An 18128-nucleotide genomic window follows, 5' to 3' on the forward strand; every position below is an offset into this window, starting at 1 on the left:
GTGGGAGGTCAGCGGGTGATCGGGGGACGGCTGGTGCCTGTGGAGGAGCCGTCGACCCGCTCGACGGCCATCTCGACGGAGGAGAGCAGCACCCGGCTGCCGATCTTCGCCCGGTAGCGGCGCCCCGCCTCCAGCGGGAGCGGTGCCTGCGTCGGAGCAACCAGCACCGTGCCGTTCGCCGACCACCGGTCCCTCACCCACAGCCCGCCCTCGTCGAAGCCGAACTCGAGGTGGTCTTCGACAGCGACCGGGTCTCGTCGGGGATCGCGAGGATGTGGCGCACGTTCTCGCCGGGATCCGGCAGCGGCTGCCGTCCGACGAGTCCCGTGCCCGTCACGATCGCGTGATGACCGGTCCCGAAGGACAGGCGGACGAGGCCCTGGACCGGAGGGGCGAGAGGCGCGCCGGGTGCCGGTCGGCGGTGGCGCCCCGGTGCGAGCCCGGGCAGCCAGGCGCGGCGCGAGGGATCGAGCACCGTCGTGTCGCCGGACGACGTCGGGCTGGAGAGCCCGGGGGTCGCGTGCGTCGCCACCGGGCTGCCGCACTCGCCGCAGAGGATCGCGCCCGAGGCGAGGGTGGAGCCACACGCGTGCTGCAGATCACCGAGAACGCCCTTTCCGTCCTCCATGCTATCCGGCGTCCGCCGCCCACCGCCCGGACGGCGGGGATCAGCCCGGTTCGCCCGTGACGTCGAGCACGTCCACCACGATGACGGTGACGTTGTCCCGGCCGCCGTTCTCGAGCGCGGCGTCCATCAGAGCGTCGACCGCGTCCTGCGCACTCGTGGTCGAGGAGAGGAGGTGCTCGAGCCCCGCGTCCGTCAGCTCCTTCGTCAGTCCGTCGGAGCAGAGCAGGAGTCGCGAGGGGCGCGATCACCGGCACGAGCCGGTAGTCGGGGACGGGAGCCTCGTGGAAGCCGACGGCCCTCGTGATCACGTTGCTGTGCGGATGCACGTCGGCCTCGTCGCGCGAGATCAGCCCGGCGTCGACCAGTTCCTGCACGACCGAGTGGTCGACGGTCAGCTGCACCAGCGACCCCTGGACCCACAGGTACACCCGGGAGTCGCCGATGTTGAAGACCGACCAGTAGGGCTCGCCTCCGACGGCGGTCAGCGCCGCTCCGGTGACGGTCGTGCCGGTGCCGCGGTCGGCCGACTGCGACTGGCGCGCGATGTCGCTCACGGCGTCCCGCAGAGCCCGGTCGATCTCCTCGGCGCCGACCGTCGCTCCGGTCGCCGCCGTCGAGAGCCGGGGAGACGACGGCGTCGCTCGCCACCTCGCCCGCCGCGTGGCCGCCCATGCCGTCGGCGACCGCGAAGAGCGGGGACTTCGCCAGGTAGCTGTCCTCGTTGCCGCTGCGGACGTGGCCGGTGTGCGTCCTCGCGGCCCAGCCCAGCGTCACCTCCGCCGACGGCGCATCGGAGCTCCACGCCGAGACGGGGACGGTGACGGAGGCGCGGCCGCGGCCGATCTGCGTCATCGCGTCTCCTCGTCTGCGCTGCACCGCCCGCGAGCGGCGGAGGACCCTCCGATGCTACTTGCTGACGACGGGGCGGCAGAGCGCTCTCCCGGCCGAGCGCGCGGCCGGAGGCGACCGCCTCGGGAGCGGGTCGCACTGCTTCTCCGGACGACGGTGGAATCCGTGCACGGACGGGGGCCGAGCGTGCGGATTCACTTGCCGCGGTACCTCTTGACTGCCAGGATCGTCGCATGAGCCCCAACCGCCCTCCTTCACAGCGCCCCGTCCAGCTCGACGACGTGTCGAAGGCGATCATCGAGCAGCTGCAGGCCGACGGGCGCCGCTCGTACGCCGAGATCGGCAAGGCCGTCGGTCTGAGCGAGGCAGCGGTCCGCCAGCGGGTGCAGAAGCTCACCGAATCCGGCGTGATGCAGATCGTCGCCGTCACGGATCCGATGCAGCTCGGCTTCTACCGTCAGGCGATGATCGGCGTCCGTGTCACCGGTGACACGCGCGACGTCGCCGACCGCCTCGCCGCGATTCCCGCCGTCGACTACGTGGTCCTCACCGCGGGCACCTTCGACATCCTCGCCGAGGTCGTCTGCGAGAACGACGACGACCTCATCGCCCTCCTCAACCAGGAGATCCGCTCGCTGCCGGGAGTCCTCTCGACCGAGACCTTCGTCTATCTCAAGCTCCACAAGCAGTTCTACAACTGGGGAACGCGGTAAGCCATGACCGATACAGCCTTTTCCACCGACGCCCTCGAGTCGGGCGACGCCGTCAGCGGCACCGACGCACCGAGCGGGGTCGACGACGCCGCGCTCCAGAAGAAGGCGAAGGACCACCTCTGGATGCACTTCACCCGGCAGTCCGTGATGGACTCGGGCGCCGGCGTCCCCATCATCACGCGGGGCGAGGGCCACCACATCTGGGACAGCACCGGCCGCAAGTACTTCGACGGCCTGTCCGGCCTGTTCGTCGTCAACGCGGGCCACGGGCGGCGCCGCCTCGCCGAGGCCGCCGCCAAGCAGGCGTCCGAGCTGTCCTTCTTCCCCCTGTGGTCCTACGCGACCCCCTCCGCCATCGAGCTGGCGGACCGTCTGGCCGACCACGCGCCGGGCGATCTCAACCGGGTCTTCTTCTCGACCGGAGGAGGCGAGGCCGTCGAGACGGCCTTCAAGCTCGCGAAGCACTTGGAAGCTCCAGGGCAAGCCCGGCAAGCACAAGGTGATCTCGCGCTCCGTCGCCTACCACGGCACTCCGCAGGAGCTCTCGCCATCACCGGCATCCCCGCGATGAAGTCGATGTTCGAGCCGCTGGTCCCCGGAGGATTCCGCGTGCCCAACACGAACTTCTACCGGGCCCCGCAGCACGGGGACGACCTCGAGGCGTTCGGCGTGTGGGCAGCGGACAGGATCGAGGAGATGATCGAGTTCGAGGGTCCGGACACCGTCGCCGCGGTGTTCCTGGAGCCGGTGCAGAACTCGGGAGGCTGCTTCCCGCCCCCTCCCGGCTACTTCCAGAGGGTGCGCGAGATCTGCGACCGCCACGACGTCCTGCTCGTCTCGGACGAGGTGATCTGCGCCTTCGGCCGGATCGGGCACATGTTCGCGTGCGACGAGTACGGCTACGTCCCCGACATGATCACCTGCGCGAAGGGGATGACGAGCGGCTACTCCCCCATCGGAGCGACCATCGTCAGCGACCGCGTCTACGAGCCCTTCCGGCACGGCCAGGTGTCGTTCCCGCACGGCTACACCTTCGGCGGGCACCCGGTGTCGGCGGCGGTCGCGCTCGAGAACCTCGACATCTTCGAGGAGGAGAAGCTCCAACGAGCGCGTCCGCGAGAACTCGCCCGTGTTCCGCTCGACGCTCGAGAAGCTGCTCGATCTGCCGATCGTCGGAGATGTGCGCGGAGCCGGGTACTTCTTCGGCATCGAGCTCGTGAAGGACAAGGTGACGAAGGAGACCTTCGACGAGGACGAGTCCGAGCGGCTGCTCCGCGGGTTCCTGTCGAAGGCGCTCTTCGACGCGGGCCTGTACTGCCGCGCGGACGACCGGGGCGACCCGGTGGTGCAGCTCGCGCCGCCGCTCACCGTCGGCCCGAAGGAGTTCGACGAGATCGAGCAGATCCTGCGCGGCGTCCTCACGGAGGCGTGGTCGCGGCTCTGAGCGACGAGCGCGCCGCGGAGTCACGCGGCGCGCTCCTGCCCGACCAGCCACGGTGAGCGCTCGCCTCGCCCGAGTGCCGCGAGCAGTCGCCGTGCGCTCTCCTCGTGCGGATCCGTCCGTCCCGCCTCCCCTGCCACGCGCGCGGCCTCCTCGGGATCGCCGGTGGACCAGTGCAGGACGGCGAGCAGGACGAGCACCGCTGCCCGCTCGGTCCTCGGAGTGAGCTCGGCCACCGCCGCGACGAGGGTGAAGGCCGAGAGGAGCGCGGCCCGCGGCGTCACCGCACGCGGCTGGGAGACCAGCGAGAGGGCGTGGCCGACCCAACCGGGACGCTGCGCACTGACGATCAGCGCGGCCGTCAGAGCAGGTCTCGGGAGACGGCTGCCACCGTCCGCGGTCCGCCGCAGCAGCCCGTCGACACTGCCCCGGAGACGCGCGGGCAGCTCCGCTCGAGGATGACGGTCGAGCAGTGCGTCGACGTGCTCCGCGACCGACCGCGCCTGCTCCGGCGCCTCGCCGATCGCACCGGTGGAGGATCCGTCGATCGAATCGTCGTCCGCGTCGAGGACCTGGACCACGTCGACCGACAGCGCCCGGGCCCGTCCCCGGAGCGCTGCCGCGACTGCCCCGCCTCTGCGCGCGCTCGAGGTGTAGACGACGGCGACGACGGAGTCGGCCCGACCGAATCGTCCGAGCGCCCCGAGGAACGCCCCGACCGAGGGCGCAGGGTCTCCGCGGGGCAGGTCGAAGCGCAGGGCTCCGGTCGTCGACCCGTCCCGCACCGGCAGCAGGACGACGCTCTCGCGAGGACGGAAGCCGACGAGTCGCGGCACCTGCGCGAGGGCTCGTCGGTGGAGAAGGGAGGCGGTCGTGTCGTGGAGAGTCATGGCTGCACAGTGGCGGCCCGCACGCGGCGCCGCTCGCCCACTCGTCCGCCTCCGAAGACGACCGGGCCGAAGGCGCTCCTGTGGAGGAATCCCGGCCGCCCCCTGCGCCCTCTTCTCCGAAGACCGCGTGCGCCGCCACCCCGCACTCCCCTGGCTCCTCCCCACGCGCCCTCCGCCCGACCTGTGCACCGATGTCCGATTCCCGCCGGTCGCGGCGGGGACGCGTCGGTACTCTCGTGGCATGAGAACGACTCCCCTCCTCGTCCGCCGCACGACGAGCCCGCTCGGCAGGATCGAGGTGGGCGGTGACGGCGAGTCCGTCGTGTCGCTCGCGATCGCGAAAGCCGACGAGCTCCCCCACGACCACCTCCGCGAGTCGGACGATCCCGTCCTCGACGCGGCCGTGACCCAGCTCGACGAGTACTTCACCGGGACTCGCAGGACCTTCGATCTGCCTCTGAGGCTGCGCGGCACGGTCTTCCAGCTCGAGATCTGGCGGGCGCTGCAGGGTCTGGGCTGGGGGGAGATCACCTCGTACGGGGCCCTGGGCGCCGCCACCGGGCGGTTGAGCGGGGCGCCCGATCGGAGGAGCCGTCGGTCGCAATCCGATCCCGATCATCATCGGCTGCCACCGCGTGCTCGCGGGCGACGGGCGCATCACGGGCTACAGCGGCGGCGAGGGCTGCCGACGAAGGCCTGGCTGCTCGATCACGAGGGGATCCCCCACCGATGACGACGGCCGACGGCGTCCTCGTCGGCGAGGACGGCCTCGCCCGCTGCGCCTGGTCGGGCGAGGACCCGGAGTACCGCCGCTACCACGACGAGGAGTGGGGCCCTGCTCCACGGCGACCGCCCGCTCTTCGAGAAGATCTGCCTCGAAGGATTCCAGGCCGGTCTGTCGTGGATCACGATCCTCCGCAAGAGACCGAAGTTCCGACAGGTCTTCCACGACTTCGAACCGGACGCCGTGGCTCGGATGGACGGCGACGACGTCGAGAGGCTGATGGACGACACCGGCATCATCCGCAACCGCGCCAAGATCATCGCGACGATCGAGAACGCTCAGGCCGTCGTGGCGCTGCGCGAGCGCGACGGCGAGGGCGCACTCGATCGTCTGGTCTGGTCGTTCCCGGACGAGCGCAGGTCATCGGCACCGGTCTCCGTCGACCAGATCCCCACGACTACGGCGTCCTCGCTCGCTCTCGCCCGAGCGCTCCGGAAGGCCGGGTTCCGCTTCGTCGGCCCCACCACCATGTACGCGCTGCAGCAGTCGGCCGGCATCGTCGACGACCACGTGAGGGGCTGCTTCCGCGCGGTCGGCTGAGTCAGGCCTCGGGAACCACCAGATCCAGTTCGCCCGTCGACTCGTTCAGGGAGAGCTCGAATCCTCTGCCCGCCGACCACGCCGCGAGCTCCGAGAGCGAGTCGGTCTCGACGGCGTCCTCCGCGAGCGCCCGCACGAAGTGCCCTTTGCTCAACTTGTTGAAGTGGTTCAGGTTGCGGAGCACCCCGTCCGGCGCCGCGCGAGCGCACCCGGACGAAGAACCGGCCCTCACCGCTCGCCAGCGGGCCGAGGGCCGCGTAGGCCTCACTCCGGAGATCGAGCACCAGACCTTCGAGCGAGGACAGCGCCGCGCCCGCCGACCTGGCCCACCACCGCTTGAGCGGCTTCCCCGGGATCCGGGAGTCGTGCGACAACCGGTAGGCGGGAATGGGGTCCAGCGCGGCGACCGGGCCCCAGAGAGCCGACTGGATGAGCACAGTGCGCGCGAGGAACGATCGCGCCGCCCCGTCCAGGGTCTCCGCACCGAGCGAGTCGGCAGAGGACTCCGTCGAACCGGTCGATCGCCGGCATCGCCGGGGCGAGGGGAAGCTCCGCGTTGCGCTCGATCTCCCCCGCTCTGCCGCGGGCTGAGCTTCAGAGCCCGGGCCGACGCCTCGCGATCGGCCGAGAGCTCCACCAGCGCGTCGCGCAGCTCGCGTCGGAGCGACGAGAGCTCCGGGAACGCGAGCGCCTCGAGGGCGAACGCAAGAGCGCCCCCGGGGCGCTTGGTCTCGGACGGCGGCAGCAGGACGTGCACGGTGCTCCTTCGGTTGCTCGCGCCCGCGCAGCGCACGGAGGGGCCGGGCGATCGTGATGATCGCCCGGCCCCTCCGGTGCCGCGGTGAGCGGCGGTGTCTCAGACGAGCGCCGCCTCGCGGGCGACGACGGTGACGACGTCGTTCTCGACGGACAGGAATCCGTCATCGGCCTGCGCGGTGATGCGCGAACCGTCGACCGCGGTGACGCGGACCTCACCACTGGCGAGGATCGCCAGCAGCGGCTCGTGCCCGGCGAGGATTCCGATCTCGCCCTCGACGGTGCGGGCCGTGAGCTGCTTCGCCCTCTCCCGACCACACCTCCGCGTTGGCGGAGACGACGCTGACCTTCAGGGTCCCGGCCATGATCAGCCGTTCTCCTTCTGGATCTGGACCCACTTCTCCTCGACGTCCGAGATCGAGCCGACGTTGAAGAACGCCTGCTCGGCCACGTGGTCGAACTCGCCCTTGGTGATCGCGTCGAACGACTCGATGGTGTCCTTCAGCGGCACGGTCGATCCCTCGACGCCGGTGAACTTCTTCGCCATGTACGTGTTCTGCGAGAGGAACTGCTGGATGCGGCGCGCACGCGACACCGTGATCTTGTCCTCCTCGGAGAGCTCGTCGACACCGAGGATCGCGATGATCTCCTGCAGCTCCTTGTTCTTCTGCAGGATCTGCTTCACGTTCGTCGCCACGCGGTAGTGGTCGGCGCCCAGGTAGCGGGGGTCGAGGATCCGCGAGGTCGAGGTCAGCGGGTCGACGGCCGGGTACAGGCCCTTCGACGCGATCTCGCGCGAGAGCTCGGTGGTGGCGTCGAGGTGCGCGAACGTGGTTGCCGGCGCCGGGTCGGTGTAGTCGTCCGCGGGGACGTAGATCGCCTGCAGCGAGGTGATCGAGTGTCCGCGGGTCGACGTGATGCGCTCCTGGAGCACACCCATCTCGTCGGCGAGGTTCGGCTGGTAGCCCACCGCGGAGGGCATGCGGCCCAGCAGGGTCGACACCTCCGAGCCGGCCTGGCGTGAAGCGGAAGATGTTGTCGATGAAGAGCAGCACGTCCTGCTTCTGCACGTCGCGGAAGTACTCCGCCATCGTGAGCGCCGACAGGGCGACACGGAGGCGGGTTCCCGGCGGCTCGTCCATCTGGCCGAAGACGAGGGCGGTCTTGTCGAAGACGCCCGCCTCCTCCATCTCGGCGATGAGGTCGTTGCCCTCACGGGTGCGCTCGCCGACACCGGCGAACACCGACACTCCACCGTGATCCTGCGCGACGCGCTGGATCATCTCCTGGATGAGGACCGTCTTGCCGACGCCCGCTCCGCCGAACAGGCCGATCTTGCCGCCCTGCACGTACGGGGTGAGGAGGTCGATGACCTTGATGCCGGTCTCGAACAGCTCCGTCTTCGACTCGAGCTGGTCGAACGCAGGCGGCTTGCGGTGGATGGGCCAGCGCTCGGTGATCTCGAACGACTCGCCGTTGATCTTGCCATCGGCGTCGGCGTTGAGCACCTCTCCGATGACGTTGAAGACCTTGCCCTTGGTCACGTCGCCGACGGGGACCGAGATCGGCAGGCCGGTGTCGTGGACCTCCTGACCGCGGACGAGTCCGTCGGTCGGGTTGAGCGAGATGGCGCGGACGAGGTCGTCGCCCAGGCGCTGCGCGACCTCGAAGGTCAGCTTGCTCGAGACGCCCTCGACCTCGACGTGCGTGTAGAGCGCGTTGTAGACCTCGGGGATCGCGTCGTGGGGGAACTCGATGTCAACGACGGGGCCGGTGACGCGGGCGATGCGGCCGATGGCCCCGCCCGACGTCCCGGTCGCCGCCTCAGGTGCGGTCAGTGTCATTGCTTCTTCCTTCTTGGTCTCACCGCACCCGGGGCGCGGAGTTTCGTGTCTGGGGAGGAGAGCCGTCTACTTGGCGGACGACAGGGCGTCCGCGCCGCCGACGATCTCCGCGATCTGCTGCGTGATCTCGGTCTGGCGGGCGTTGTTGGCGAGACGCGTGTAGGTCTTGATCAGCGTGTCGGCGTTGTCGCTCGCCGACTTCATCGCCTTCGACGCGCTGCGTGCTCCGACGCCGCCGACTGCAGCATCGCGTTGAAGATCCGGCTCTCGACGTAGACCGGGAGGAGGCGGTCGAGGACCGTCTCGGGGTCCGGCTCGAACTCGTACAGCGGGTAGAGGTCGCTGTTCTGGTCCTCCGCGCCCTCGACGACCTCGAGCGGCAGCAGACGGACGACCGTCGGCTGCTGGGTGACCATGCTGACGAAGCGGTTGTACACGAGGTGGATCTCGTCCACGCCGCCCTCTTCGTCATCGAGGTTGTACGACTCGACGACCGCGTCGGCGATCTCCTTCGCCGTCTCGAACACGGGCTGGTCGGTGCCTCCGGTCCAGACGCGCACGCTGGGGCGCTTCCGGAACGAGAAGTACGCGTTCGCCTTGCGGCCGACCAGATAGAAGACGACCTCCTTGCCCTCGCTGCGCAGCAGCGAGGCCAGCTCCTCCGCCTCCTTGAGCACGCTCGAGGAGAAGGCTCCTGCGAGTCCGCGGTCGGAGGTGAAGATCACGATCGCGGCCGTGTCCAGCTTCTCGCGCTCGGTCGTGAGCGGGTGCTCGACGTTCGAGTAGGTCGCGACGGCCGACACGGCCCGCGTGATCGCGTTCGAGTACGGAGCCGCGGCGGCGACGCGGTTCTGCGCCTTCTGGATGCGCGAGGCCGAGATCAGCTCCATGGCCCGAGTGATCTTCTTGGTCGTCTGGGCCGAACGGATCTTCGACCGGTAGACCCGAAGTTGCGCTCCCATGTGTCTCCTGTAGTCCTTGTGTGACGAATCGCCGGGGTGCCGCTGTTAGCGACGGACCTTGACGATCTTCTCCTGGCCGACCTCGTCGGCCGAGATCGCCTGGTGCTCTTCGCGCCCGACCGAGGCGAGGGGCTTGCCCTCACCGGTCTGGAACTCGAGCTTGAAGCCGTCGACGGCACGTGACAGCTCGGCGACGACGTCGTCCGAGAGCACGTTGGTGTCGCGCAGCGTGGAGAGGACCTGCGTGTTGCGGCCCAGGTAGTCGAGCAGCTCGCGCTCGAAGCGCAGCACGTCGGGGACGGGCACCTCGTCGAGCTTGCCGTTCGTGCCGGCCCAGATCGAGACGACCTGCTCCTCCACGGGGTACGGCGAGTACTGCGGCTGCTTGAGCAGCTCGGTCAGGCGTGCACCGCGGGCGAGCTGACGACGGGACGCCGCGTCGAGGTCGGACGCGAACATCGCGAAGGCCTCGAGCGAGCGGTACTGGGCGAGCCTCGAGCTTGAGCGTTCCCGAGACCTTCTTGATCGACTTGACCTGAGCGTCACCGCCGACTCGCGAGACCGAGATGCCCACGTCGACCGCGGGACGCTGGTTCGCGTTGAAGAGGTCGGACTGCAGGAAGATCTGGCCGTCGGTGATCGAGATCACGTTGGTCGGGATGTACGCCGAGACGTCGTTCGCCTTGGTCTCGATGATCGGGAGGCCCGTCATCGATCCGGCGCCGAGCTCGTCGGACAGCTTCGCGCAGCGCTCCAGCAGACGGGAGTGCAGGTAGAAGACGTCACCCGGTACGCCTCGCGCCCCGGCGGGCGGCGCAGGAGGAGCGACACGGCGCGGTACGCCTCGGCCTGCTTCGACAGGTCGTCGAAGATGATCAGGACGTGCTTGCCGCCGTACATCCAGTGCTGGCCGATGGCCGAGCCGGTGTAGGGGGCGAGGTACTTGAAGCCGGCGGGGTCGGAGGCCGGGGACGCGACGATCGTCGTGCACTCCATGGCTCCGGCGTCCTCGAGCGCGCCCTTCACCGAGGCGATGGTCGAGCCCTTCTGGCCGATGGCGACGTAGATGCAGCGGACCTGCTTGTCGGTGTCGCCCGACTCCCAGTTGGCCTTCTGGTTGATGATCGTGTCGATCGCGATGGCCGTCTTGCCGGTCTGGCGGTCGCCGATGATCAGCTGACGCTGACCGCGGCCGACGGGGATCATCGCGTCGATGGCCTTGATGCCGGTCTGCAGCGGCTCGTGGACCGACTTGCGCGACATGACGCCGGGAGCCTGGAGCCCGGAGAGCGCGGCGGCCCTCGGAGGCGATCTCGCCGAGTCCGTCGATCGGGTTGCCGAGCGGGTCGACCACGCGGCCGAGGTAGCCGTCGCCGACGGGGACGGAGAGGACCTCGCCGGTGCGGGTGACCTCCATGCCCTCCTCGATGCCGGAGAACTCGCCGAGGACGACGACGCCGATCTCGTTCTCGTCGAGGTTCTGGGCGAGGCCCAGGACGCCGTTCGAGAAGCGGATGAGCTCGTTGGCCATGACGCCGGGGAGTCCCTCGACGTGGGCGATGCCGTCGGCGGCGTCGATGACGTAGCCGACCTCGGTCGTGGAGGCCTTGCCCGGCTCGTACGACGAGACGAAGTCCTTCAGCGCGTCGCGGATCTCATCCGGGCTGATGGTGATATCTGCCATGGGAATTCCTATTCGTTGGGTCCGTGCGAGCCGAAGAGGTCGTCGGGGCCTGACCTGGATGGTGCGGGGAGCGGAGTGGCGCGAGCCGCCCCTGGAGGATACGTGCGCCCGTCAGGACGCGAGCTGGAGCTTCAGGTCGGAGAGCCGTGCGGACACGGTCCCGTCGATGACCTCGTCGCCGACCTGCAGCCTCATCCCGCCCAGGAGGGAGGGGTCGACGAGCATGTTGACGGAGACCGGACGGTCGTACTGCGAGAGGGCGGTCCGCAGCCGGTCGAGCTGGTGCGGGGCGAGCGGCGAGGCGACCGAGACCGTGGCGATGGTGAAACCGCCCTGGTCGGCGACCACGCCGGCGGCGAAGCGGACGAGCTCCGGCACGCGGCGACCGCGCGGTGCGCGATCAGCTGCCGGAGGATCGCCAGCGTCTCGGCCGACGCCTTGCCCTCGAGGAGCCGCTGGATGAGCGACACCTTCGACGGTCGGCGGCGGCGAGCTTGCTGCCGAGTGCCAGCTCGAGTCCGGCGTCGGACGAGACGACCGCGCCGAACATCTGCAGCTCGCGCTCGATCGAGACGCCCTCGGGTGCGGAGGAGGCGATCGCACGGACCCCACCTCCTCGATCCCGGCGACGAGGTCGCTCGGGCTCGACCAGCGGTGTCCGGCGATGACGGTGAGCAGGCGCTTGGCAGCGACGTCGAAGGGGGCGAACACGCGGGCCACGAGGGCACGCTTGCTCGCCGCCTCGACGCTCGGGTCCGAGAGGGCCGAGCGAAGCTGCGCCTGCGAGTCGATGACCCGGGCCGCTTCGAAGAGCTGCTGAGCCGCCTCGAGCGACACATGGCCGTTGAAGGCGGAGAGCTCCGCCTTCGCGGCGGCCAGGAGCCTGTCGTGACGCGCTCCCATCAGCTGTTCGCCTTCTCCGAGGCCTCGAGGTCGGCGAGGAAGCGGTCCACGATGGCGGACGCCTTCGCGTCGTCGTTGAGGCTCTCGCCGATCACGCCGGAGGCGAGATCGATGGCGAGGGTTCCGACTTCGGAGCGCAGGGCGACGACGGCCGACTGGCGGTCGGCCTCGATCTGGGCGTGCGCGTTGTGCAGGATGCGCTCGGCCTCGGCCTGAGCCTGCTCCTTCTTCGCCGCCACGATCGCGTTGCCGTCGGCATTGGCCTTCTCGCGGATGACCTCGGCCTCGGCACGCGCTTCCGCGAGCTGAGCGGTGTACTTCCCGAGAGCGGCTTCCGCCTGTCGCCGAGCCTCGTCGGCCTTGGCGATGTTCCCCTCGATGGCGGCGGACCGCGCGTCGAGCATCTTCTGGATGCGCGGCAGAACCAGCTTCCAGAAGAAGAACAGGAGGATGAGGAAGATCACCCCCGACCAGAAGAAGTCGTGGAACTCCGGGATCAGAATGACCTCGGGGACGTCAGCTTCTTCCGCAGCGCGCGATGTTCACAGCGGTGCTGAACACGACTACGCCGCGAAGATGAAGTAGGTGGCGAGGCCGATGAGGGCGAGCACCTCCGGTGAACGCGATGCCGAGGAACATCGTGGTCTGGAGGCGGCCGGGTCATCTCGGGCTGGCGCGCCATGGCCTCGACGGTCTTGCCCGCGACGATGCCGACACCGATGCCGGGGCCGATCGCTGCGAGGCCGTAACCGACCGTCGCGATGTTGCCGGTGAGTTCGGCGAGCACTGGTGACTGAGTCCACGAGTGGGTCCTTTCAGTGGTGCCGATCGTGTGAACGGTGTGGGAGCCCGTGAGTTGTGGTGCCAGTGCTCTCGGCGACGGCCAATCCGGGATGTAGACCGCTGCGAGGAGAGCGGGGAAGATGTACGCCTGGAGGACGGCGACGAGCAGCTCGAAGAGCGTGAAGGCGCTCTCCGAAGGCGAAGGTCACGACACCGAAGAGCTTGAAGCCCGGGTCGACCTGCGAGCTGAAGAGGAAGAACTGCGTGCCGAGAAGCACAGCACCAGCAGGAGGTGGCCGACGATCATGTTCATCACGAGTCGGAGGGCGAGCGAGAGCGGACGGATGATGAACGTCTGCAGGAGCTCGATCGGCGTGAGGATGAAGTAGATCAGGAACGGCGCTCCGGGCGGGAACAGGGCGTTCTTGAAGAAGCCCATCCCGCGGTCCTTGATGCCGGCGTAGATGAACGTGACGTACGCCACGAGACCGAGGAAGAGCGGCATCCCGACGACCGACGTTCCCGCGATGTTGAGGAACGGCACGATTCCCGTGCAGGTTCATCGCGATGATCGCGAAGAAGATCGTCACGAGGATCGGGAGGAAGCGACGGGCGTCCTTCTCACCGAGGATGTCCTTGGCGATCGCGACGCGCACGAAGTCGAAGGCCATCTCGACGACGCTCTGGAAGCGTCCCGGCACGATGCGCATCTTGCGCGTCCCGAGCCAGAAGAACAGCATCAGCGCGATGACCGCGATGAAGCGGACCAGCATGACGCGGTTGATCTCGAAAGGGGTTCCCTCGAAGAGGAAACCGGGCGGGAAGAACTCCGAGATCGACGGGGTGCGGGAAGTCACTTCACCGGTCGAGGCAGAGACCAACAGGGTCACAGCGTTAGCAAGCAGCGCCGGCTCCTGGAATTCGGGGGCGTGGCACGTGCGGCAGCCGGATGATCTTCATCATTCGGACACAACGCTCTCGCGACGACGAAAGGTGGGGTCTTTCCGCTCGGACGGCGTTCGTACTCGACGACCGACATCAACGATGAGACGACCTGAGGACGGGCACACGTTCGCCTGCGGATCTCGTCCCTACTGTAGCAAACAGAACGGCCTCGAGAGCCGAATCGTGTCGCTCTCAGAAAGCGCACGGGTGGCGCTCGCTCTACCCGGGCGATGTCGCTCACGTTCGGCATCCGCGAGCGCGACACCACGAGGACGTCGATCGCGAGCGAGCCGAGCATCCGCGACGATGATCGTCACGAACATGGCCGTGCTGTTCAGCCACGGCTGGTCGCGGAGGACCAGTGCGGCGATGACGAACAGCACGAACTTCGCCAGCCACATGCCGAGCACGACGGCGAAGAAGCCGCCGATGTCGAGCCGGTTGGCGACCAGGATGCTGACCGCCGTGAGCGCGACCATCACCTCCGCCGATGACGGCCTCCGACGAGCGCGCCGATCGCGCCCTCTCCCCGGCGACGAGGGCGCCGACGATCGCACTCGACGACGGCGAGAGCGGCGATGAACGCGCCGCCGAGCACGAGGGTGCGGCGCAGGATCGGCACCGAGCGCGGGCTGGGGGCGGGTGGTGGCCGGGATGCCCCCGGTCATGATGCTCCCTTCCGCGCCGTCGAGGGCGCCGCGGTGTCCCGGCCGAGCGGCAGGCCGACCGGAGGGTCGACCGGGTCCGCTGCGGACGCGCGGTCGAGGGGATCGAGGACGGGCGACGCCTCCGCCGACTGGGCGGCGGCTTCGAGCCGCTTGCGCCGGCTCAGCGGAGCGAGGGTGACGACGGTGCAGGCGACGAGGCCGACGCCGAGGAACGCCAGCGGGATCCAGCATCACGTCGACGACGAAGATCAGGAGGCAGCCGAAGGCGATGACGGCGGTCCAGGAGTAGAAGATGAGGACCGCGTGCAGCAGGTGCGAGTGGCCCATGCCGAGGAGCCGGCAGGGTGAAGCTTCCGGTCGGCGCTCGAAGGGCGACTTGCCGGCGCGGAGCCTGCGGAACACGGCGAGGCCGAAGTCCATCAGCGGCACGATCAGGATCGCGAACGGCAGGACAGATCGGGATGGACGCCGGGAGCAACTCCTTGGCCTTCAGCTGCGCCGGGTCGATCTGACCGGTGACCGCGGACCGCCGCCGTGGCCAGCGAGCATGCCGACGAGCAGCGCTCCCCCGTCGCCCATGAACATGCGCGCGGGGCGCCAGTTGATCGGCAGGGGGAAGCCGGCGCACGCGCCGACCAGCACCACCGCGATGAGCGACGCGGCGAGGTTGAAGTAGTCCGTCGGCGAGGTGGCGCTGGACCAGGAGGTAGCTGTAGAGGAAGAAGACGCCGTTCGCGACATCGTGGGCGACTCCGGCCACGAGTCCGTCGAGCCCGTCGATGAAGTTGAGGGCGTTGGTGACGAGGACGATCGCCAGCACGGTGATGATCAGCGCGACATCCAGGGCGAGCCGGACCGTGAGGCCGCCGATCGGCAGCGAGACGATCTGCACGCCCTTCCAGGCGATCAGCCCGGCCGCGATCAGCCAGCCCGGCGAGCTTCGCCGTCCAGTCGAGGTCCCAGATGTCGTCCGCCACGCCGAAGCCGATCAGCACGATGAGGAGGCTGGCCCCGAGGATCGCGAGGATCGGCTCGGGATTCGCGAAGACGAGACGGCAGTTGGCCGGCACCCGCGAGGCGATGCCGAACGAGACGACCATCCCGAGGAACATCGCGATGTCCTGGCCGAGGCGCGCGTGGGCCGCGTGTGGACGTCGCGAACCCTGGATCTTCGGGTAGAGCTTGAACCCGAGCGCGAGCTTCCAGACGATGAACGAGAGCGCGAAGTGCCGCCCGCGCACGCGAGCGAGACCAGGTGTCGAAGCGGCGATCACGGGCTACTCACCCGGGCGGAGTCGGGGCGCGCGGCAGCCGCTCGCCGCCGGCTCGTCCGGGGCAGGCGCGCGCCCGAGGCCCAGTCGGGCCGGGCGGGAGGGAGCGGGCTGCTCGACCTCGGGCTCCATCGGCAGCGAGGCGTCGAACGACTCCCCGCGGGCCTCCGGCTCGGCGACCGCCGGAGCGGGGGTGACCTGCGCCGACTCGTCGGGCAGCAGGTCCCCGACGACGTCGCGGATGCTCTCGGCCGACACGACGCCCTGACGCAGGATGCGCAGCGTCCCGCCCTCGAAGCTCAGAGCGGTGGCGTCGACGATCGTCGACGACTCGCTGGCTCCGGCCGGGCGCTCGGCGTGGCCGGTGCCCGCGGCACCCGCGTCGAGTGTCGACGTCGACCGCGTCGCCCAGCTGCTCGGTGGGGCCTCCTGCGCGGTGGTGGCGGAGGGACGGCCCGTCTTGTTCGCGGAGGAGACGGCGAAGCGGCCGGTCCTCGGCGAGCAGCTCGAAAGCTGCGTGACGGGGTTGTTGGGCATGCGCAGCGCGACGGTGCCCTTGGTCTCCCCCAGGTCCCAGACGAGCGACGGCTGGGCGTGCAGTGACGATCGTGAGCCCGCCGGGCCAGAAGGCTCTCTGCGAGCCGCGCACGGGCTCCGGCACGTTCTCGGCGAGGGCGTCGAAAGCGCGCGCAGACATCGCCGATCAGGACGGGCGGAGGCGACTGCCTCGTCCGCCCCTTCGCGTCGAGCAGGCGCTGCACGGCCGCGGCGTCGAAGGCGTTGGCCGCGACTCCGTAGACCGTGTCGGTCGGCAGCACGACGAGCTCACCGCGTCCGATCGCCGTTCGCGCGAGCCGGGTGCCGGTGAGGAGGTCCGTGTCGACGGAGCAGTCGTAGATGCGTGCCGGGCAACGCGGCAAATGATACTCGGCAGCCCCCGTCCCGCCGCCCTGTCCTCGGCCGAGTCGGCGCTCGTCACGCTCTCCTCGTGGCGACGGCGAGGTCATCGAGGCGCGATCCAGTGGGAGGTGCTCGAGCCGTGCCGACCGCGGGGGAGAGGCAGTGCCGACCCGCTCGGGCAGCCGCCGAGCTGGCCGAGGACTCGCGCCGACGTCGCACCACGATCGGTGCCGGGCCCTGGAGCTGCTGGACAGCAGGACGTCCGCTGCCGTGGAGCGCTGCGACCAGGAAGAACAGGACGCCGGGGAACGGCGCGAGAAGGAGGTCGAACGAGAACGTCAGCACCAGGAAGAGGATGAGGAGCGACTCGCCGCGTCGAATCCCCCGTCGCGAGCAGCACCGCGCACAGCAGTGCCGCGAAGAAGCCGGAGCCCGACGACCCCCTGAGTGGCGAGCAGGTAGACGAATCCAGTTGTCCACGACCTGCTCCGGGGGGGGGGGGGAAGTTGCAGGGCGAGTACAGGATCCCGGATGTGTAGAGACTGGACTCTCCGATCCCACGCCGGAGCCGAACAGCACTTCGACGTCGGAGCGCCTCGAGCACCGTCGGCAGTGATCCCCAGGACGAGGCGCGCTGCTCGTACGAACTGCGCAGCCGATCGTCGCCGCGACGATCGACCCGAGATAGGAGGAGAACGTGAGGGCGGCCTCGACTGCCGCCGGGAGTACGGCGGCGTCTTCGACGAGACCGCTGCGCTTCGACTTCGGCGAGATCAGCCAGAACCCGGCACGAGATCAGGACGGCCGCGATCACACTCCGCGTCTCCGGACATCGCCAGCCCCGTCACGAGAACGACTCCTGACGCGATCCGCGCCGCGGGTACGAGCCGCACGGCATCGGTCACCACGACGAGCAGCCCGACCGCGCAGGCGACCGCGAAGAAGATGGGGTGGCCGAGAGTGCCCTGCCCGCGCGGGAAGGCCCCGTCGCAGAGGGGGTTCGGTCGCGGATCGTCGTTGCGGTGCCCCCACACCGGCTCGATCGAGTTCACCGCCCAGTAGGAGCCCAGCGCTACTTCGACGAGGACGAGCACGAGGACGATCCGGAGCAGCAGAGCGACCTCGTCGGACGAGAACGAACCGACGACGACAGCCACGAGAACGGCAGGCGAGGCTGTAGCTCGCGATCCTCACCAGCGGATAGGCCTCGGCGATGAGCACCGAGCCGACGAGGACCACCGACCACCACGACGCCGCCAGGAGGTAGGCGCGCGATCGCCTTGCCCGGCAGGGCGGGGACCCGGACGAGGCAGATCATCGAGGACGCGCTGGAGGAAGGCGAGAGCGGCGGTCAGCATCGCGCCGGACTGGTTGCCGTTCGAGAACACGAAGAGCAGACGGCGAGCGCCGCACCCAGGACGATCGGCCTGGGCGACGGCGCGCGGGATCAGGAGCGCGAGGATCAGCCAGACGACGGCCGCGACCAGGACAGCGAGGAGGGTGTCGGCGCTCATCGTCGGGCTCGGGTCGCCTCGAGTTCACCGAGGAAGCACCTCGAACTCGCTCG

At 69.5% G+C, this 18128-nt stretch carries 14 protein-coding genes and 12 pseudogenes; 5 read left to right on the forward strand and 21 right to left on the reverse strand.

Going from position 1 to position 18128, the window contains the following annotated elements; all coding sequences use genetic code 11:
* Window positions 1-8 precede the first annotated feature (8 nt).
* From AC0CII_RS07675 to AC0CII_RS07685, 3 genes are all read right to left on the reverse strand, one after another.
* Window positions 9-197: a hypothetical protein gene (locus AC0CII_RS07675; protein WP_465228996.1), complete on the reverse strand. Its 189-nt coding sequence runs from the start codon at window positions 195-197 to the stop codon at window positions 9-11.
* Entirely contained in the window at window positions 194-628 is a 435-nt protein-coding gene (locus AC0CII_RS07680) for a hypothetical protein (protein WP_465228997.1), read from the reverse strand. Before AC0CII_RS07680 ends, AC0CII_RS07675 begins: the two co-directional genes overlap by 4 nt.
* A 204-nt stretch (window positions 629-832) precedes the next feature.
* A complete protein-coding gene (locus tag AC0CII_RS07685) occupies window positions 833-1480 on the reverse strand; it encodes a PP2C family protein-serine/threonine phosphatase (RefSeq protein ID WP_465228998.1) in 648 nt (215 codons plus the stop codon).
* 230 nt (window positions 1481-1710) lie between these two features.
* On the opposite strand from AC0CII_RS07685, the gene AC0CII_RS07690 reads away from it, so the two are divergent.
* The 3 genes and pseudogenes from AC0CII_RS07690 (at window position 1711) to AC0CII_RS07700 (ending at window position 3634) form a co-directional block, all read left to right on the forward strand.
* On the forward strand, window positions 1711-2190 hold the full coding sequence (locus AC0CII_RS07690) for an Lrp/AsnC family transcriptional regulator (RefSeq protein WP_207402950.1): 480 nt from the start codon (window positions 1711-1713) through the stop codon (window positions 2188-2190).
* Between the two features lie 147 nt (window positions 2191-2337).
* Window positions 2338-3234: pseudogene (locus tag AC0CII_RS07695) on the forward strand (aminotransferase class III-fold pyridoxal phosphate-dependent enzyme); the annotation flags it as partial.
* 85 nt (window positions 3235-3319) lie between these two features.
* Window positions 3320-3634: an aminotransferase class III-fold pyridoxal phosphate-dependent enzyme gene (locus AC0CII_RS07700; RefSeq protein WP_465229094.1), complete on the forward strand. Its 315-nt coding sequence runs from the start codon at window positions 3320-3322 to the stop codon at window positions 3632-3634.
* Between the two features lie 20 nt (window positions 3635-3654).
* Here the strand turns inward: AC0CII_RS07700 and AC0CII_RS07705 are convergent, their stop codons facing one another.
* Window positions 3655-4521: a DUF4192 family protein gene (locus AC0CII_RS07705; RefSeq protein WP_465225573.1), complete on the reverse strand. Its 867-nt coding sequence runs from the start codon at window positions 4519-4521 to the stop codon at window positions 3655-3657.
* A gap of 241 nt (window positions 4522-4762) precedes the next feature.
* Here AC0CII_RS07705 and AC0CII_RS07710 point away from each other — a divergent pair.
* Together AC0CII_RS07710 and AC0CII_RS07715 are read left to right on the forward strand one after the other, a co-directional pair.
* Window positions 4763-4927 (forward strand): annotated as a pseudogene (locus AC0CII_RS07710) (hypothetical protein); the annotation flags it as partial.
* Window positions 4928-5250: 323 nt separating this feature from the next.
* Window positions 5251-5845 (forward strand): annotated as a pseudogene (locus tag AC0CII_RS07715) (DNA-3-methyladenine glycosylase I).
* 1 nt (window position 5846) lies between these two features.
* Here the strand turns inward: AC0CII_RS07715 and AC0CII_RS07720 are convergent.
* The 17 genes and pseudogenes from AC0CII_RS07720 to AC0CII_RS07800 all read right to left on the reverse strand — a co-directional run bounded on the left by AC0CII_RS07720 (window position 5847) and on the right by AC0CII_RS07800 (window position 18075).
* Complete coding sequence (locus AC0CII_RS07720) at window positions 5847-6029, reverse strand: hypothetical protein (RefSeq protein WP_465229110.1); 183 nt, start codon at window positions 6027-6029, stop codon at window positions 5847-5849.
* 124 nt (window positions 6030-6153) lie between these two features.
* A pseudogene (locus AC0CII_RS07725) lies at window positions 6154-6282 on the reverse strand (peroxide stress protein YaaA); the annotation flags it as partial.
* Between the two features lie 419 nt (window positions 6283-6701).
* Window positions 6702-6966, reverse strand: a pseudogene (locus AC0CII_RS07730) (F0F1 ATP synthase subunit epsilon).
* A 2-nt stretch (window positions 6967-6968) separates the two neighbouring features.
* Window positions 6969-8445, reverse strand: a pseudogene (gene atpD / locus AC0CII_RS07735) (F0F1 ATP synthase subunit beta).
* A gap of 66 nt (window positions 8446-8511) precedes the next feature.
* A pseudogene (locus AC0CII_RS07740) lies at window positions 8512-9407 on the reverse strand (F0F1 ATP synthase subunit gamma).
* Between the two features lie 45 nt (window positions 9408-9452).
* Window positions 9453-11091 (reverse strand): annotated as a pseudogene (atpA, locus tag AC0CII_RS07745) (F0F1 ATP synthase subunit alpha).
* A 111-nt stretch (window positions 11092-11202) separates the two neighbouring features.
* Entirely contained in the window at window positions 11203-11994 is a 792-nt protein-coding gene (locus tag AC0CII_RS07750; protein WP_465228999.1) for a F0F1 ATP synthase subunit delta, read from the reverse strand.
* On the reverse strand, window positions 11994-12497 hold the full coding sequence (locus AC0CII_RS07755) for a F0F1 ATP synthase subunit B (protein WP_465229095.1): 504 nt from the start codon (window positions 12495-12497) through the stop codon (window positions 11994-11996). The genes AC0CII_RS07750 and AC0CII_RS07755 overlap by 1 nt, the downstream gene beginning before the upstream one ends.
* Window positions 12498-12557: 60 nt before the next feature.
* Window positions 12558-12781, reverse strand: a pseudogene (atpE, locus tag AC0CII_RS07760) (ATP synthase F0 subunit C).
* A 105-nt stretch (window positions 12782-12886) separates the two neighbouring features.
* Window positions 12887-13550 (reverse strand): annotated as a pseudogene (gene atpB / locus AC0CII_RS07765) (F0F1 ATP synthase subunit A); the annotation flags it as partial.
* Window positions 13551-13868: 318 nt separating this feature from the next.
* Complete coding sequence (locus tag AC0CII_RS07770; RefSeq protein ID WP_465229111.1) at window positions 13869-14810, reverse strand: hypothetical protein; 942 nt, start codon at window positions 14808-14810, stop codon at window positions 13869-13871.
* 352 nt (window positions 14811-15162) lie between these two features.
* Window positions 15163-15282 (reverse strand): annotated as a pseudogene (locus AC0CII_RS07775) (undecaprenyl/decaprenyl-phosphate alpha-N-acetylglucosaminyl 1-phosphate transferase); the annotation flags it as partial.
* A gap of 385 nt (window positions 15283-15667) precedes the next feature.
* Window positions 15668-16198 carry a hypothetical protein gene (locus AC0CII_RS07780; RefSeq protein ID WP_465229000.1) on the reverse strand — a complete coding sequence of 177 codons (531 nt, stop codon included), beginning with the start codon at window positions 16196-16198 and terminating at the stop codon, window positions 15668-15670.
* Between the two features lie 215 nt (window positions 16199-16413).
* A pseudogene (locus tag AC0CII_RS07785) lies at window positions 16414-16668 on the reverse strand (Sua5/YciO/YrdC/YwlC family protein); the annotation flags it as partial.
* A complete protein-coding gene (locus AC0CII_RS07790) occupies window positions 16637-17041 on the reverse strand; it encodes a hypothetical protein (protein ID WP_465229001.1) in 405 nt (134 codons plus the stop codon). The pseudogene AC0CII_RS07785 and the gene AC0CII_RS07790, both read right to left, overlap by 32 nt.
* A 293-nt stretch (window positions 17042-17334) precedes the next feature.
* The gene (locus AC0CII_RS07795) at window positions 17335-17718 is read right to left on the reverse strand and encodes a hypothetical protein (protein ID WP_465229002.1); all 384 of its coding nucleotides are present in this window, start codon (window positions 17716-17718) and stop codon (window positions 17335-17337) included.
* A gap of 33 nt (window positions 17719-17751) precedes the next feature.
* Entirely contained in the window at window positions 17752-18075 is a 324-nt protein-coding gene (locus AC0CII_RS07800; protein WP_465229003.1) for a hypothetical protein, read from the reverse strand.
* Between the last annotated feature and the right edge of the window lie 53 nt (window positions 18076-18128).

The sequence above is a fragment of the Rathayibacter sp. AC182 genome, from assembly GCF_979253875.1.